The sequence below is a fragment of the Cellvibrio mixtus subsp. mixtus J3-8 genome (assembly GCF_000766945.1).
Taxonomy (GTDB): domain Bacteria; phylum Pseudomonadota; class Gammaproteobacteria; order Pseudomonadales; family Cellvibrionaceae; genus Cellvibrio; species Cellvibrio mixtus_A.
The window spans coordinates 411,185-428,660 of sequence record NZ_KN266207.1 but is presented as its reverse complement, the minus strand read 5'-3'; the positions used below and the strand labels follow the sequence as shown (position 1 = coordinate 428,660).

At 44.4% G+C, this 17,476-nt stretch carries 12 protein-coding genes; 5 read left to right on the top strand and 7 right to left on the bottom strand.

The annotated features are described in order from the left end of the window. Nucleotides 1–55: 55 nt before the first annotated feature. From A596_RS06795 to A596_RS06780, 4 genes are all read right to left on the bottom strand, one after another. A complete protein-coding gene (locus tag A596_RS06795) occupies nt 56–517 on the bottom strand; it encodes a regulatory protein RecX (protein ID WP_052417315.1) in 462 nt (153 codons plus the stop codon). 105 nt (nt 518–622) lie between these two features. After that, a complete protein-coding gene (locus A596_RS06790; RefSeq protein ID WP_039913380.1) occupies nt 623–1,207 on the bottom strand; it encodes a DUF4136 domain-containing protein in 585 nt (194 codons plus the stop codon). 196 nt (nt 1,208–1,403) lie between these two features. Beyond that, the gene (gene recA, locus A596_RS06785; RefSeq protein WP_039913378.1) at nt 1,404–2,444 is read right to left on the bottom strand and encodes a recombinase RecA; all 1,041 of its coding nucleotides are present in this window, start codon (nt 2,442–2,444) and stop codon (nt 1,404–1,406) included. A 236-nt stretch (nt 2,445–2,680) separates the two neighbouring features. Further along, nucleotides 2,681–3,247: a hypothetical protein gene (locus A596_RS06780; RefSeq protein WP_039913377.1), complete on the bottom strand. Its 567-nt coding sequence runs from the start codon at nt 3,245–3,247 to the stop codon at nt 2,681–2,683. A 296-nt stretch (nt 3,248–3,543) separates the two neighbouring features. Between A596_RS06780 and A596_RS06775 the strand changes: the two genes are divergently transcribed. Further along, nucleotides 3,544–5,700, top strand: coding sequence for a winged helix-turn-helix domain-containing protein (locus A596_RS06775; protein WP_039913376.1), 2,157 nt, complete (start codon nt 3,544–3,546; stop codon nt 5,698–5,700). Nucleotides 5,701–5,720: 20 nt separating this feature from the next. Here the strand turns inward: A596_RS06775 and A596_RS06770 are convergent, their stop codons facing one another. Then, on the bottom strand, nt 5,721–6,200 hold the full coding sequence (locus A596_RS06770; RefSeq protein ID WP_039913374.1) for a CinA family protein: 480 nt from the start codon (nt 6,198–6,200) through the stop codon (nt 5,721–5,723). Nucleotides 6,201–6,343: 143 nt separating this feature from the next. On the opposite strand from A596_RS06770, the gene A596_RS06765 reads away from it, so the two are divergent. The 4 genes from A596_RS06765 (at nt 6,344) to A596_RS22625 (ending at nt 14,322) form a co-directional block, all read left to right on the top strand. Next, nucleotides 6,344–7,948, top strand: coding sequence for a protein kinase domain-containing protein (locus A596_RS06765; protein WP_052417314.1), 1,605 nt, complete (start codon nt 6,344–6,346; stop codon nt 7,946–7,948). A 35-nt stretch (nt 7,949–7,983) separates the two neighbouring features. Further along, nucleotides 7,984–8,937, top strand: coding sequence for a transaldolase family protein (locus A596_RS06760; protein WP_052417313.1), 954 nt, complete (start codon nt 7,984–7,986; stop codon nt 8,935–8,937). Between the two features lie 469 nt (nt 8,938–9,406). Next, on the top strand, nt 9,407–9,952 hold the full coding sequence (locus A596_RS06755; RefSeq protein WP_039913373.1) for a hypothetical protein: 546 nt from the start codon (nt 9,407–9,409) through the stop codon (nt 9,950–9,952). A 14-nt stretch (nt 9,953–9,966) separates the two neighbouring features. After that, entirely contained in the window at nt 9,967–14,322 is a 4,356-nt protein-coding gene (locus A596_RS22625; RefSeq protein WP_160280102.1) for a pectate lyase family protein, read from the top strand. Between the two features lie 60 nt (nt 14,323–14,382). Here the strand turns inward: A596_RS22625 and A596_RS06745 are convergent, their stop codons facing one another. Both A596_RS06745 and A596_RS22005 read right to left on the bottom strand, forming a co-directional pair. Then, nucleotides 14,383–15,909, bottom strand: a complete 1,527-nt coding sequence (locus A596_RS06745) for a hypothetical protein (RefSeq protein ID WP_039913372.1) — start codon at nt 15,907–15,909, stop codon at nt 14,383–14,385. After that, on the bottom strand, nt 15,896–17,338 hold the full coding sequence (locus A596_RS22005) for a rhomboid family intramembrane serine protease (protein WP_052417312.1): 1,443 nt from the start codon (nt 17,336–17,338) through the stop codon (nt 15,896–15,898). Before A596_RS22005 ends, A596_RS06745 begins: the two co-directional genes overlap by 14 nt. Nucleotides 17,339–17,476 lie beyond the last annotated feature (138 nt).

Genomic DNA, 17,476 nt, shown 5'->3' with positions numbered 1-17,476 from the left:
GACAGGATTAAATAAGTGATTGATCTAAAAAAGATTGGTACTGGCACGGCGCTGGTTAATCATGATCTCCGTTGCCAGTAAAAGCCGCCTGTATATGGCGACCGGCAAAACCTCGCGAATGCAGAAAACGCATTTGCCTCGCTTTTTCACGCCCATCTGCGGGTAAATCATGGAAACGTTTCTGGCGTATATTTTGGGCAAGTTCAAACCAGATGGAATCAGCATCATCAATCAACGCACCAATCAATTCGCTTGAAATCCCCTTGTCGCGCAACTCCATCCTGATTAGCGCACTTCCCTTTCCCTGGCGCTGGCGCATGGCAATAAAGGCAACAGCAAAACGCTCATCCGATTGGAGATTCTGTTCCGCCAACTTGTTTATTACTTGCTCAACAAGCCCAGAGCCGGGAAACTTTCGCTCCAGCTTTTCCGTCAACTCTTTTACCGAATGTTCACGCATAGCCAATAAATTCATGGCAGCCATACGCAAATCCGGGAGAGTAATTTGTTCTGGCATAAAAAATTTATCCTGATTGCCTGTTTTTTAACACAACAAAACCAATCACCAAGCCATGAAAAATGGCCGCAATTGCGGCCATTTTTCATACGCATCAATTAACTTTTATTTTGGTGCAGCCTGAACCGGCGGGAAGAAAGAAATCACTTCAGTTACCGCCTTGCTTAGTACTTCACGTTGTTGTTGCGGAGCCATACCACGACTCAAGCGCTTTTCTGAAACACCGCGCCAAATAGGTTTATCTGTTTTAGCATCAACGATGTCAATAATCAGACTTCCCTGGTTATACACTCTCAATCCTGCACCGGGGCCATGGAAAAATGGACTTGGATAACGATAGTAGCCACGACCATAAAATCCAAAACCGTATAAATCATCGTAACTGCGCGGATCTATTTTTTCTTCAACCACAACATGATAACTCACAATAAAATCCGGTTTTGCACCTGAAGCAGCACTTTGATAGCGCTTGCCCAATTCACTGTCCAATGCAGAATGAATATGACTGAGAGTAAAAGGGGAAATCAAAATATCTTCTTTAGTATCTTGTTTGGTTTCCACCACACTGAAAGTTTTTAATGCTGAAAAATCATAATTTGCCTGATGGTCGGTTTCTACGTTTGGCTGGGTTGTACAGCCCGCAAACAACAAGATGCTGCTTAATACGATCAACCATGTAAACTTTTTCATACCTGCCTCGATTTAAAAAATCATGTAGCTAAACGCTTTATCCTATTATCAATGTCGGAGTTTTTGCAGCAGCTTTTAACACCCGGCATTTAAAACCAGAATACTGAGCATAATAGACACTAGCAAGAAGAATTCTGTAATAAAAAGCCCCCGCTGTGTTAACAACGGGGGCTTTTTATTATCCTGATACAAAGTATTACATTTCAATATCTTCTGCTTCGCCACCGCTTGCACTTAATGAGAGTGCCGGTGTCGCCAGAAGTTCAGCACGAACCCTTTGCTCCAATTCTTGAGCAACAGCAGGGTTTTCTTGCAAAAACTTCATCACGTTATTTTTTCCCTGGCCGATTTTATTACCTTGATAGCTATACCATGCACCGGCCTTGTCAATCATTCCCAATTTAACACCGTAATCAACCACCTCACCCATACGGTTGATACCTGAACCATACAGAATCTGGAATTCAGCTTGTTTGAAGGGTGGAGCTACTTTGTTCTTAACAACTTTTACACGAGTTTCAGATCCAACTACTTCTTCCCCCTCTTTTACTGCACCAATACGACGAATATCCAAACGTACAGATGCATAGAATTTCAATGCATTACCGCCAGTAGTAGTTTCCGGATTACCAAACATCACACCAATTTTCATACGAATCTGGTTAATGAAAATCACAAGGCAATTGGCATTTTTGATATTGCCGGTGATTTTGCGCAACGCTTGCGACATTAAACGCGCTTGCAGGCCTACGTGATGGTCCCCCATCTCCCCTTCAATTTCTGCGCGGGGAGTCAGCGCTGCTACCGAGTCGACCACCAATACATCTACCGCACCAGAACGAACCAGCATGTCAGTTACTTCCAGGGCTTGTTCACCTGTATCTGGCTGGGAAACAATCAAATCATCAACATTCACACCCAGCTTGGTGGCGTAGATAGGATCGAGTGCATGTTCTGCATCGATAAATGCACAAGTACCGCCCTGGCGCTGGGCTTCTGCAATAACTTGCAAAGTAAGGGTGGTTTTACCAGAAGATTCAGGGCCATAAATTTCGATGATACGGCCTTTGGGTAAGCCGCCAATACCGAGGGCGACGTCCAACCCTAACGATCCGGTAGAAATTGCAGGAATCACCAAATCTTCGCGATCCCCCATACGCATGACAGTTCCTTTGCCAAACTGACGCTCGATCTGGCTCAGCGCCGCTTGTAACGCCTTTTCTTTGTTCGCATCCATTTCACACCTCAACTTATACAATGAAATCTATTTGAAAATGATTCTTATGAGATTGGTGCAAGCTTGCTGCAACCATGGGTGTACTATACACCAAAAACCTGTACGCGCAACCAGTACCTGTTAATTTATACAGGGCAATATTCACGGATACCCAACTCATTCATTGCAAACTATAAAGCCACTACAAAAGTGGCTTTATTAAGGTCAGATCATCTATCGCGATGGAAATCCCATCATCATTTAACCATCGGAGCCATCCAATTAACTATATCGCTACTGAGATCCTTCAGGCATTTACGGGTCGCGGAGCAAATAGTTGTGCCGGGGGTTCCCAAGTCCAATACATTTGAAGAAGGAGTGAATTCATTCAATACCATGATGGCACAGGTATGTTTTGTGGTAACAATATCCTGCTTCCCTTTCACCAGCGCCACGGTTACTTGCACTTTGGGCAAATTGGAACTTCGTTTTGTACCAAATTGACGTTTTTTATCCTCACCCAACACCAACTGTTCTATATCAATTGCCAGGACAGGTACCGAGCCGTTAAGGATTTTGTCAGCGGTGCCGACTGGCTCAAGATTGATGCCGTCAACATTCGCTTGTTCGACGAGATTACCAACTAGCACCTTATCAATATCACAGGGGAATTCTGCTTGTTTGTACTTATAACCCGGAACATTAAACCCAACATTCTGATTAATATAGACTAAAGGTGTATGTGTTCCCGTGGGTGCGGAATCAGGGGCAGCGAACGCCGCAATGGGACATGCGAATGCCAGGATCAGTAGTGATAATTTCATAGCCTTACCTTCTATGGTTGTGATCTGGGAAGACACTCATCAATACAGAGGATGTGTGTGAGCTCAATATATGGCAAACATCAAAAGAAACACTGACCATCCGGAAACTTCGCGCTTACCTTTTACTTACCAATTTTTTTTATTTATAAATCAATAACATAAGAATGCTAAAAAAATAACCATTGCTTGTCTTATCCAATCGGGTTCTTGCAAAATTACATCCATGGTCAACGCTTGGGTAGCCCCTGGTGACCACATCCAAATCAATAAGAAAAACTTACCGGAAAGGTACCACTATGCTGACAGTAACAGGTTCCGTACCTGTCATGGATGCACATCCAGACACCCGTTTTATGCTGGGTGAGATTAAAGTCTCTCCTTCGCATAATACGTTATGGGCTCGCGACCAAAGCATTAAAGTACAACCCAAAGTCATGGCGGTTTTGCACTACCTTGCACTAAACCAAAACCGCGTGATTAGCAATGAAGAATTGATTGAGCGCCTGTGGGCCGGCCGTGTAGTTACCCATGGCTCCGTGCAAAAAAGTATCAATGCCCTAAGAACCGCCCTGAATGGATTAATTAGCGATCAGGAGTTTATCGTTCATTATTCAAAACGTGGTTATCAACTCGCCATAGAGCCGCAATTTCTAACGGAAGAAACGCTTGAATCCCCAAATGTGACAACGGCTATCGAGCTTGGAAAAGCATTTGCCTCAGTGCAGCCCAAATGGCGCACAGCATTCTGGACGATCACCGTATTAATTGTTCTCTTCATTATTTATCACGGTGTTAATTGGGCCACGATTTATCTCCCCAACCATCACAACACCGTTTTCCAAACTACGGCAGGTTACACCAATGAAACGGGCCATGAACGCAATCCGACACCACACCCGGACAATCAACACATCGCCTATATTCGCGAAAAAGCGAACCCTGCAAAACCAAATGAAAGTGACAGTGAAATTGTCATTCGCAATGCCGCAGGAAAAGACTGGCGTGTTGCCACCAGCCATGGAACCTGGTTCAAACTAGCCTGGTCGCCAGCAGGGAAAAATCTGGTGGCTATTGAAATAAAACGCCGTGACAAGTTTCTCGCCGAAACCCAATTTTACCAGCCTCCCAATTTTCTCTATTCATTTCATATTTTCGCGCTGGATCTTGATAAAGAACAATTACTGGAAAAACAACAATTGAGCCAATGGCAAGGGCAGATCTTGAGCGTTACCTGGTGGGATGAAGATACATTGGAGATTGTCGCCAAACAGGGGCCGAATGCTGGTAATGGGCGCTACCGTTATTCAATCCGCGAACAACAATTGAAATTACTGGATGAAGTTGAAGGTGCAATTAACCCAATTGCCAGCACCATCCTCAATCAGAAAACAGCAATTGCGAGCTTGCATAAAAATAAAGTGCGCATTGATTTTCTTAATGCCGCACAAGGCTCCATTAATCGGGTGCAACTGGATGTAAGTGCCGCAGACATCAGCTGGATTCCTGACGGTAGCGGTGTACTTGTGTATGCGGAAGAAGAGCGCAAACTCTTTGTTGTCTATTTGAATGGCAAGCAAGTAGCAATTCCATTAGCGGAAACAAAAGATAAAATCTTTTCACGGCCACATTACAGTACCGATGGAACCGGCATTTACTATACCGAAGAAAAGCGCAGTGCCAACATTGTAATGGCATCGCTAAACGGATTAAAAACCAGCCTTACCGGAAACATCAATTTAAATTACGCAGCGAGTTTTTCCCCCAGCGGTGAACGGATAGTGTATGCCTCTGTGCGCAATAACCAGACTCATTTGTGGTTAGTTGAAAATGGACAAGAACATCAACTTACTACCCAACCTGTCACGGCCAAAATAGATTCAATCATCTGGTCTGACGACGGCGACCATATTGTTTTTAATTCAGGCAACCAACTTTATCATCACAATTTATTAACCAATACAAGTGAATTGCTTGTTGTTGATACTGACAACATCGAGCCTATTGCCTATTACCCGAATAACAATCGGTTATTTGCACTTAAACACAATGGCGATAGTAGAAATTTGTGGCGCATTGAAGGAAAACAGCAAAAGCAACTCACCTTTGGCGCAGTCGGTTCTGCGATTGAATACAGCGGCGATGTATTGTTTCAATATGTGAGCGAAAGTGGCTTGTGGGCACTACGCAGTAAAGACGATTCGCTCGAACGCATTCCGCCCAATGTGGATGCCTACAGCAAATTACTCAAGGCAGATTCCGCAGGTATTTATTTCATCACGGGTGGCACCTGCCATGAATCAAATGTTTTTTATTGGCGCTATACAGAAAACAATAAATCAATATTTCTACCGCAACCAAATAATGCCGTTTCCACAACATCCTTTAATCCGAATAAAGGCTTATTGCAAACCGGATGTGAGTTATCTGAAGCCAATATCGTTTTATTGAAGTGACCCCAGTGCGCAACGGTGCGTTACATCGTTAACGCACCTTCCAACGCAAAAACTACTGCCTGTTTTTGTATCTCTCCCCTATCCCCCTCAAAATTTTTTAATCCGGTTTTGATGACAGCATTTTTCGTAACCCAGGCAAACCACACGGTGCCAACCGGTTTCTCCGGTGATCCGCCACCCGGACCAGCAACCCCGCTGATTGCAACAGCGAGATCAGCCTCAGCAAGTGCCAACACACCACGTGCCATTTCAATGACTACCGCCTCACTTACCGCGCCCTCGCATTCCAGTGTTGCTGCGCTTACACCAAGTAGTTTTTGTTTGGCAGAATTGGCGTAACTGACAATGCCACATTCAAACCAGGCGGAACTACCGGGAATAGCCGTAATTGCAGCCGCCACACCACCGCCAGTGCAGGATTCTGCAGTGGCAATGTACCGGTTGCTGTGCAATAACCGTTCACCCAGTTGCTGCCCCAGTTGTACCAGATAGTTATCCATTGTCGTCCCCATCGCTTGTAAAACATTAGTGTGCCGTCAAACAGATGCTGATACCAGTATCATAATCTGTGATGGAAACTTTCCCGCCTCGCGCAATAACGCGATCTATACTCCAAGCCATAACACATGGCGAGACATTAAACGTGCAAACGATCCCTGGCTATCACATAAAAACCCAACTCGGCGAAGGTGGTATGGCCAAGGTTTACCTGGCGATACAAAAATCCCTTGACCGGCAAGTCGCGATTAAAGTGCTGGACGCCAGCCTGAACCAGGACGAGATAATCCAGCAACAATTTGAACAGGAATCGAAACTGGTTGCCCAGTTAAACCATCCGAATATTATCCAGGTCATTGATAAAGGCATTAGCGATGAAAAACTGCCTTATTTCGTGATGGCTTATATTAAAAGTGTATCGTTGGAAACCATTCTCACTCGTACAGATGTCAACTTAAGCCGCAAGCTGGATATCCTGATCCAATTATGCAGCGCTCTCGCCTACGCCCATCGCAACAGTATTGTGCATCGCGACATAAAACCTGCAAACGTGTTGGTGGATTACGATGGTCGCGCGTATCTAATGGATTTTGGAATCGCTGGCTATTTCACTTCCAACAAAAAAAACGAACACACTGAAAATAATCAACAAACACCAGACATGATCATGGGAACCGGCGCATACATGGCTCCCGAGCAACGTGAAGGAATTTCCCAAACCAGTTACCAGAGTGATATTTATTCGCTGGGTGTATTGATCCATGAATTTATTTATGGAGTGACGCCCGTTCAGGCAACGCTACAAACATACCGGTCATTCAATAATGATCCGGCAGTGAATAAATTTGCACTCGCTACAAAAATACAAGCATTGATTGAACAATGTACTCAACCCATACCGGCACAGCGTCCGGCCTCGGTAGAAAGTATTCGCCAACAATTATTATTAATTGCCCAAGGCAAGCATCTCCATACTAACCGCTGGGGAGTTGAATCCACTCGCGATAATATTCCACCCAATTACACACTGCTGGATGTATTTAAAGAGAATCCGTTTGGTGCAACCTATCTGGTCAATGACCCCAATCGCCAGCGCTTTCTGGTCATTAAAAAACAATCGCTGGATCATTTGGGTAACGCCCCGCAATTCGCAGCAAAGTTAATCCAAATCCAGCACCCGCATATCGCAAGGGTTTACGGTACAGGTAAAAATCCGCGGGTATTTATTATTGCCATGGAATATTTACCGGGAGGTAATCTACAGGAACGGTTGAGCCACACGTTAAATATTGGCGAATGTTTAATTCTGGCCCAGCAATTGGCAAATGCACTTGCTTGTGCACACTCCTATGGATTGGTTCACGGTAACTTGCGCCCGAGCAATATTTTATTTGCAGAAAAGAATCATCTGAAGCTCACCGATTTCGGTTTTCCACCACATAGTTATGGCGAAGACACGCATTGGTATCACCCGGCCAATGAACCGGTTTCTATTACAACGGATATTTATGCAATGGGAGTTATATTATTTCAACTTATCACCAACCAATTACCGTCTAATGATTGGTGGGGTATGAAAAATCGCTGGAGACTGCGCAAACTCCCCGCTAATTTACGCAAAGGTATTTTGCAGATGTTACAACCTAACCCCAAAAAGCGGTTGCAAAGTGCTGATCATGCCGCGTCTATTTTCTCTATGTTGCAAAACGATCAAAAAACCCGGGTAATGCAAAAAATGGCTGGTACTTGAATAGCAATTCCATTAATGAATCCTGCGGAGGAAAAATGCCAAACCAGTTAGAAGAATTGAGAAAATTTAGCAACCTTACAATTCAGGAAGTTGACGTCAGCAGGGCAAAATCACTTTCTGCCACACATACCGAAATCAGTTCCAAAACAATTCTGTCACTACTTAACGAACTGCAATTTACCACAGCATTACAAAAAGCAGTTAATGATAGCCGCGACCAACGCTGGAACGGAGATTACGCAAAAAGCATCCGCCGCAATTTAATATTAAATTTTGCAAAAGATTTTAACGCGCAGCTACCAGGTCAGATTTCAATCGAACTGGATGCAGATCTGGCGTTTGATATCGAGGGTATTATCAATCAGGCCAGCAACATTCATGAACAATATCGCTATAGCAGGGCGAGTGCCGCGCAACTATTAATAAAAATTCCTGCCACCTGGGAAGGTATAACGGCTGCCCGTGAATTAAAACGAAAATCAATCAATAGCCATCTCACAATGGTCTACAGCTTTATCCAGGCGCAAGCCGGTGCTGATGCGGAAGCAGAAGTGCTGTCTATCCCGGTCGGCCCCACGAGCAGCTGGTACCAGACTTATGAGCCCCAGGATTACTCAGCGAATGATCCGGGTGTTGCAACACTCAGTCATATTTATACCAACCTGAAATATTTGGGTTATAAGACCCCGATCAGGGGAACCGAATTTACCAGTATCAAGCAGATACAGCAGTTGGCGGGCTGTGATCAACTTGAATTAACAACATTACTCGCGCAACAACTCCAACAAGAACATTCACCGCTGGAGCGCAAGCTGGACAAACCCGCTGATGTCTATGAGCGCCCACCGGCAATATCTGAAAAAGATTTCCGCTGGCATCTGACTATCAATGCGATGGCCCATGAAAAGCTCGCACAGGATATTCGCGAGCTGGATATGAGCCAGTATCAATTAGATAATTTTATTAAAGAAAAAGTTGAGTCATTGTAAAAAAATCTGTAGCCCGTAAGGAGTGAAACCTATTGCGGTAAAATGGATCTGCGAATTACTACGTATTTCGTTAGGCTCCATACAGGCTACGGTTCGATAGCCGGGATACACAAAAACAGGCGCATTAAAAATTTCATTGGCAGTGAGCGGGTGATCTGGTTAGAATACGGTCTCTCGCAACGCCAAGTGCCTGCGCTTTAAAAATACCAGAAATAACAATAAAACTAGTCTCAGCCGTATCGATTCCAGTTATATAAGGGCTCAAGCGTGCCCATTCGCAATGATTTCCCGGTCAATAATCGGCTCTAATTGATAGCGCTATAACCCTGTTTATTATTCTAATAAAATTCGTGAGCTGCCTGAGTTCATTAGCCTTGGGCTAATGTAATGTTTTTCATTGCAGCAAACGCATTCTGTGGCAATGTTATTCAGTGAGTACCCTTCCATACACACTATAAAGGGGAAAACCATGAAACGACATTTTTTTAGCAGCATTATTTTTATTTTATCAATGCTGGCTGGTGTAACCAACTCTGCACAAGCAGCCTTAATCACTACAAATTTTTCGGCGCTGGCCGGCAACCAGGGCACGGTTGATATTCAACTAAACCTTGGCACAGGTGAAACAATTGAAGGTTTTTCCCTGTATTTTTCTGAAGAGTTATTCAGCGACCTTTCTATCGTGTTTAGCCCATTAGCCTGGGACAGCGTAGTTTTCCAGCCGGATAGTTTATTAGGTGCAGGCTTATTCGATAGTTTTAATCCGGCAGGTTTGATTACAGGCTCAGCACGTATTGCATTTACGTTTATTGGTAGCGGCGCCCTGCCCGCATTAAATTATGACTTATACAATGCCGATTTTCAGATCATTGAGTCTGGTGTTTCTACACCGGCCGGTACATCTGTTTCCGAATCTTCATCGTTGGCACTGATTCTGTCCGGGCTGTTTGCACTCGCGTTACATCGCTGTTTATGCATAGCGCGCAACCGTTTTCATTTGGCTGCAAGCCATTAATAACGGAGGTAGTTATGAATAATAAAATTAACAATAAAATTTCCTTTTTGCAGCGTTTAGTCAGCCGCGCAGCTATTTCATCACTTTGCCTGGCTAGTGCAACTCACGCAGTGGATCTCAATGTAGTAACGCTCACAAAACTGGGCGAAACCCGCGTTGATCGCACCAATTATGATTACGTATTTTCCGTCACCGTAAAAAATGGGGCGCAAGCCCTGACCAATGCAAGCCAAACACTCACTGCTGTAGGAACAGGCTCCAGCATTATTGATGGAAGTGTTGCCCTGGGTAATCTTGTTGCTCACGAACAAATTACACCGGCAGATACCATCACTATTCGTCACAATCGTTCCTTGCCGTTTAATCAATCAGCATTCACGTGGTCGGCAAGTGGTACCCTGGTAAGCGCTTCATCTTCCAGTGCAACAAATCGCACATTATTAAATGAGCCATTTAATATTGATAAAGCAACATTATTTGGTGCTGATTATCGATCCATTTCAACGGATACAACAGCACCCTTATTTTTTGTAACAGGTGGCAACAGTGGAATAACAATTGCCAACAACGAACTTACACTTGCAGCAGCACGTTTTACTATTGGCCATAAACCGCCGCGCAACAACACAACTACCGGTGATGCAACTGCCAATGGCGATCTGGATTTAAGCAAGCCTTATCGCATCTCTTTCCGCGTAGTTGCCAGTTCCGGTTCCGGTGCATTACAGGTATTGGTTGATAACAACACAACAAGCGCCGGTAATTCATTGCATGGCAGTGCTTCACGGATATTTAATGCATCTGCAAATAGTTTGGTTGCCGGGCAAACCATTGAGCTTCTACCAACTATTGGCACAGCAAATTCATTTATTGCGTTGCGTACGGAAAGCGGTGCGTCAGTCACCATTGATGATCTGATTATTGAGTATCTGGATGGATCTATTGTTAATTCCTCATCCTCTATATCGCTATCAAGTACAAGTAATAAATCCAGCTCAAGTATTGCGGCACCGGTAAGCACTTCATCTGCGTCAAATAGTTCAATCGCATCAAGCAGTGTTCCTGTGACCAGCAAATCATCCAGCAGTACCACGTCTTACAATGGTGCACTTCGCCCTGCGAAAATAGAAGGTTTTGCCGCGCACGCAGGTGTAACGGGTGGCCAGGGCGGCGCGGTGGTTACAGTATCGACGGGTACACAATTAAATGCCGCGCTGTGTAGCCGCGCAACCACAAGCACACCTATCACCATTTTGGTGAACGGCACTATCACCCATGCCAATACTACTGCGCAGGGTTGCAACACCCAGGCAGATGTTATTGAAATCAAACAAATGAGTAACATTTCAATTATTGGTGTAGGTACCAACGCATTGTTTGATGAAATTGGTATTCATGTGCGCGATGCGTCCAATATTATTTTGCAAAACCTGCACATTCGTAACGTGAAGAAAAGCGGATCACCTACCTCGAATGGCGGTGATGCAATTGGCATGGAAACCAATGTAAATCGCGTGTGGATTGACCACAATCACCTGGAGGCATCCGGCGGTGAAAAAGAGGGTTACGATTCATTACTGGATATGAAGGCTGGCGTTACCAATGTGACCGTTTCTTACAACTTCTATAACGATTCCAGCCGTGCCGGTTTAATCGGTTCCAGTGATAGCGATAATAAAAATACCAATATCACGTTCCATCACAACTGGTATAAAAATATTGAACAACGCACACCGTTAATTCGCCACGCGTTGGTGCATATGTATAACAATTACTGGTCTAATGACCGCATTGATTATATGTTCCATGCAATCAATTCACGCATGAGCGCAAAAGCACTGGTAGAAAGCAACTATTTCTACAATGTAAACAATCCATTGCTTGCTTCTGACGATTCAAGTCAACCGGGTTGCTGGCAAACTAATAATGAAAATACAGTATTACCTTCCATTTATTACAGCCGAACGGTAGGCAACGGCGCATTGGTAATTCCCGAAGTTGTCGATGGTCAATTGCAATCAACCTGTAGCGTCACAGTTCCTTACAGTGTTGAACTGGATCACTCGTCTACAGTACCTGCAATTGTTATGGCGAATGCGGGAACAGGAAAAATCTCTCCAATAACAGAAACCTCCAGTAGCAGTTCGATTGCAGTTTCATCCGCTGCAACGAGCAGTTATGCATCATCAATTGTTATTGTGAGTTCAGCAGCGTCATCATCATTAATAAGCTCAAGCGTTGCACTTTCCTCCGCAGCCAGCAGTGAAGCACAAACAACTGGATCAAGTTCTTCCCTTGCTTCCACAAGCCAGTTTATTAATGAGGCATTTAATATCGATAAAGCAACGTTGTTCAGTGCAAACTACAAATCGATATCTACCGATTCATCGTCTGCGCTTTACTTTATCACTGGTGGAAGCAGCGGCATTACCATTACTAATAATAAACTCACGTTAGCAGGAGCACGGTTAACAATCGGCAATCGTCCACCGCGTGCATCAACTACAGCGAGTGATACAAATGCCAACGGCGATTTTGATTTCACTCGCCCGTATCGAATCAGTTTTTCTGTGGTTGCTGCATCCGGCTCTGGAAAGTTGCAAGTGTATGTTGATAACAACACCACCAGCCAGGGCAATTCAATACACGGAGCTAATTCAAAAGTATTTGAAGCAACCGCAAGCAGTTTAACGGCTGGACAACGGATTGAAATATCGCCAACCGTGGGTACAAGCAATTCATTTATTGCATTGCGCACTGAAAGCTCGGTAACTGTCACAATTGATAACCTGGTAGTGGAATATTACGATGGTTCTGTTGTTTCTTCTTCCAGTGTTAATAGCGCCATTGCGAGCAGTAGCTCCATTATTAGCACTTCATCAATTTCATCCAGTGCTTCAACCAGTGTAATTAATTCCAGCGTCAGCAGCTCCTCATCAAGCATTCCCAATATTCCAGATGATGTAAACCTGAGTGCAGATTGTATTAACCTTGCAACCAATCCGGGCATTAACTGGCGCGATACGGCATTGCAAACTGACCAGGAAATTGTGGAATGCTTATATAAAACACTCGGCACTCCTGTTGGTTATGGTGAGAATGCCCGCGGTGGTTACGATCCGAATGGCAATAGTAAATTGACTGTTATCACCAAAAACTCCAGCAAATCTGTTGAACAACAAATTCTGGACGCTATTACCGGCGATGCCCACAACTGGATAGTGTTCGATAAAATGGAATTTGCACAACCCCATGAAATTGGTATGTATCGCCTGGGTTGTAGTAACGCTACCGTGCAATCCATTCTCGGTGCTACTGAAGCCGAGTGCATTAATTATCAACAATGGTGTGCAAAAAATAGTGTGAGTGAATCCGCGTGTGTTACAACGTTTTTTAACACGGCAATGAATAAATCCAACAACCCGATTCGTAATCCGGTCGTCGGTTCCAACAAAAGTATCGATGGACGTATGAGTGAGGCCTATTTCCTGTTCAGTGGTTTTGCAATTGGCAAAGATTCAACCGGTTCGCCAACCCAAACTGCCGAACATGTAATACTGACTCATTTGAATTTCAAAGGTACAGGCCATACCGAAGATCATTATGTTGATCCTGATATGATTCGCTCCACCGGAGCATCGCACGATATCTGGATTCATAAAAATACATTTGATACGACCGGTGACTCGGCATTTGATGTGAAAGTTGGTGCTTATAACATCACTATGTCATTCAACAAAGTACAAAATGTAAAACGCGCAACCCTGCATAGCTCCAGCGATAGCCATACTATTGATGCTCAAATCCGCACTACCATGCATCACAACGCGTTTGTGACTACGGATGATCAATACACTACGTTGGGTAATACGTTGCGCCGTGTGCCATTAATTCGCCGTGGAACCACACATATGTTTAATAATTTGTTTGTGAATTATCGCAAAGACTTATTGAGCATTCGTGTCGGTGCAAGCGTATTGTTTGAAGATAATATGTTTGTAGTAAACCGTAGCTTGCAAGAAAAAAGTTCACTGGAGGCATCACTCGCCGAATTGCAAAGCAATTTGATTCGCGATGTCAGCGGCGGAAATTATCGCGGCGAGGGAATTTATTTATGGTTTGCCGATGGTGCTTGTAACCTGGATGAGTCCACCAAAACACTATTAACAGCAGCTTCCGGTAATGTTGCTGATTTGAGCCAACACTATAATGCCAATTCCCGCTCGGTGATTAGCCATTGGCGTTTCAGCGCGGGGCAATCGTTGGAAGACTATGTGAGTGCGACCGCAGGTAAATATGGTGCAGTTCCATTTAACTCACCGCTAGCAGCGGATCGCTATTACACACTGCCCCACACTTCCTGCCAATAATTGGCAATTCCAGAAAATCAAGGGCGTTTCAGCGCCCTTTTTAAATTTATTCGCGTTTTATTAGTTTTTATCCGCGTTTTGAATATCCAAAGGAACCAACGCCAGTGTTAACCCACTGGGTACTACAGGCGGCGGGCCACGCCTCGCTTTGGGTGCAGCCGGGCTTGCAGGGTTTCCTGCAGCAATTCGTTTTGCCTGCTGCTGCATTTCCAATTCAATTTTTTTAGCTTCAGCACGCCGCACTAATTGCACAACCATTTGACGACATTTTTCGGCCTGCACTTGCGTATTGGGCAGATCATTCAAGCACTCAGCCAACAATGTATAAGCAGCGGGCAAATCAATATATTCCGGATACAATTTATGCATTCCATTGAGCATTTTAACTGCCAGCTTTAAATCACCCTGTTGGCGCAAAAATGTCGCGAGTTGTACACGCATTGCCGGCGAATCAGGGAGATAGTCCGGCACCAGTAAAGTAATTTGCTTAAAGATTGAAGTCAGTTTATCAAAGCGCTTTTTGCGCAATAAAAATTCCAGATAAGTTAGTCCGTAATCAGCCATTAGCGCCGGCTTCTTGCACACGTATAGCAACTCAAAAAAACGATCAAAAAAATTGACTTCGTTAGGGAATTGCTTAAATGCTTGATAATAAAGCCCTACCAGTTGCTCATAATCCCCCTCCTTCAACAACACATCCATTTTTGCAGCCATGCGCTCAAAATCGCTACGCTCAGGCTGTTCATCGTCCTCATCGGAGCGCGCGCTATAACCTAATTCGTGCTGGTATTGGAATAACATGTACCCCATTAAATGAAACATTACGACCATGTAGTAGCTGGAAATTATCGACTGGACCAAAAATGCACCAGCGGGAAGAATAGCGCTTGTCCATTCATGCAATACACCGATGGACGTCATCATGATCATCATAAAAACAATCAATAATCCGTAGGGCAAACCTATCGCGACCATCAAGGCAATTGCCGCCAGAGGATTGAGCGCCTCAAACATACTTTCGGTTTGCGCAAAACGAATTAATACCGCTGGAAAACTGACCACGGCAATAACGCCTAAAATTCCACCGAGTGTTACACCCACATAATAAGCAGCCAAACCGGCAAATACCGACATGACAATGGTGATTAAAATTAGCTGGAATAATAATTTAATCCCGCCTTGATAAGCATCCATCACATCCGGTGCTTTCATTTCTCCCAGTGCCGTGCGCTCAAGGCAGGTAAAACTGTATTTAAGCATGGCCCCCGCAGCAAACAGGTACATCACAATCGATATCACAAACAAAAATGGCATGAGTACCGCTATCACAGACATAACAGAAGTGATAACGATCAAACTCATTGCCGAGGAATTAAGCGGATATTTAAATGCTTCTTTCAGGCGACGCCAAAATGGTGTAACGGTATTGGCAGAACCCAGGCTTTCCACTGTTGAATCACATATAAAACAATGCAAGGTATGGCGTTTGTTTTTTTCGTCATTTACACAGCGATCACATTGGTGGATATTGCATTGGCGGCAAAAATACGTAGCACCATCAAGGGGATGATATTTACAGTAATCCACGTTCTGCTCCTTGTGCCAGTTGTGCAGCCAATGATTCGTAATGCGCTTTTTTCTGTCCATCGCGCAGGCGCTGGAACGCAGCAGCCAATTTCATTGCAAATACAGAGAGCGCAGGATTTCTGGATTTTGCCCGCAAGAGCTCATTAAATACTTGCTCGGCCGACGAGGGATTTTCCAGCGCGGCAAATTGCATTCCTAGCTTTAATGCAGTTTGTTCATTGAGCTGTGAATGTACTTCTGGATTCTCCTGCCACACCCGATCCAGTTTTTTTATGTGCTCCGGAGTTAACAACGGCTGTGTTAACAACGTCAACGCTGATTGCTGGAAGGCTTCGCCACGCCCGATCTTTAACAGGTTGTAGCGAATTGTTTCCAATTCAAAATCTTGCCCTTGCTGTGAAATTAATTCATTCACTAACGCCAGCGCTTTTTCAAAACGAAACCGCTCAATATTCTCGTAGATTTCTGCCAGTTGTTGTTGGCGCGGATTTGCAATTTGCTCGGACTCGATATATTCCGTGTTGAACACCGAGCGATTAAACAACCACGCCAAACCAATCAATACCGCACCCGCCACGAAACCACCGGCGTGCGCCATAAAAGCCACATTGGACTCAGAATCAAACTGGTAACTGTAAATTTCCTTGCCAATATAAAATGGCAAAATCAACAACGCCGGCGCCCGGAAATAACCGACAAAAAAGAAAAACCAGTAAAAGAATTCGATTTTTTTCCAGCGAAACACCGCGAGGTACATTGCCATTACCCCCGAGATAGCACCGGATGCCCCGACTAATGGGCCAGTGCTTTCCCAATCGGAAGCTGCATGGGCAAGGCCCCCCGCCACACCGGATAATAAATAGAAGGCTAAAAATCGCCAATGGCCGATAGCGGCTTCCACGGCAAAACCACAGACGATTAAAAAGAACATATTGCCCAGCAAATGCATAATATCGCCGTGCAAAAACTGGTGGGTAATTAATGAGGAAATGCGCAAATGTGCCGGCGTTAAACCATTGGCAATATAACTCACAGATTGAATACGTTTGTGCATAAGCTCGCGCTGGGGGGCCCACTCATCGTAAAAATCCGGATTAAAATGAGTGCGCGCGTTTTGTGTTAAATAATGATAGAAATCCACATGCATTAGCATATCGCCAATTACCGCAGTGGTATCTTCGTCAGCCACCGCTGCGCGATATTCGCCCAACAATTCATTTTCATTATTCTTTTTCAGGTACTCCTCAAATACCGGCCATTCACGCTCAAAGTAGCCTTGCACCTGATATTTGGTCATTACTTCAATAAGCTTGGGGGTATCGCTGCTTTGGTAAAGAAAGAACACCATGACATTGATAAACACTAACGCGCACAACACCAAAGGCGCATGCCGCCAATCCAATTGTTTTTCTGTGGGTACTATGATCATTTTTTTGTTATTGATTCCTTTACCGAGAAGAGAGATGAGCTTGCTTCTGAAGGCTTGTGAGCCGCGTTGGCGGCGGCAATCTGGCCGCCGTGAATTCTAGCCAAACTTCAGATAATTGGCAGCCAATTTATCTTTTTA